The following is a 533-nucleotide window of genomic DNA, read 5'->3' on the forward strand; positions in this document are numbered from 1 at the left end:
ATTTATCGATGTACAACTTTTACGCTTCGTCGAGGCAGGGGATACTACGGTAGCCTCTGAACCGGACGAGCAAACGCTTCAAAACAAATTGGAGCCATTCAATCAACTTTCTACAAGAAGTTCAAACTGGCAGAAGCAAGCAGTGCTAGGCGCAAGGGGTTCTGACACCGGAGACGTATTTGTATACGTTGAGGATGTCAGGTTCCCGCAGCAACAACGCAATGCGACGCTTATGGCAGGTTGAAAATACTTTACGGAGAGTTTGATCCTGGCTCAGGACGAACGCTGGCGGCGTGCTTAACACATGCAAGTCGAACGGGGTTTTAGGGTAGCTTGCTACCCGAAGAACCTAGTGGCGCACGGGTGAGTAACACGTGGGCAATCTGCCCGGAAGTCTGGGATAACAGCCCGAAAGGGCTGCTAATACCGGATACCTTCACGGAAGCACATGCTTCTGTGCAGAAAGTTTTTCGCTTCCGGATGAGCCCGCGTCCCATTAGCTAGTTGGTGAGGTAACGGCTCACCAAGGCAAC

1 protein-coding gene and 1 rRNA gene are annotated in these 533 nt (G+C 51.4%); both read left to right on the forward strand.

Features of this window, described 5'->3' with window-relative positions:
• Positions 1-244, forward strand: a 244-nt coding sequence (locus tag SCM96_16110) for a hypothetical protein (GenBank protein ID MDW7762116.1), incomplete at its 5' end; no start/stop codon positions are given.
• A 6-nt stretch (positions 245-250) separates the two neighbouring features.
• A 16S ribosomal RNA gene (locus SCM96_16115) occupies positions 251-533 on the forward strand; the annotation flags it as partial.

Source organism: Acidobacteriota bacterium (assembly GCA_033549365.1).
GTDB lineage: Bacteria > Acidobacteriota > Aminicenantia > Aminicenantales > Saccharicenantaceae > JAWSUF01.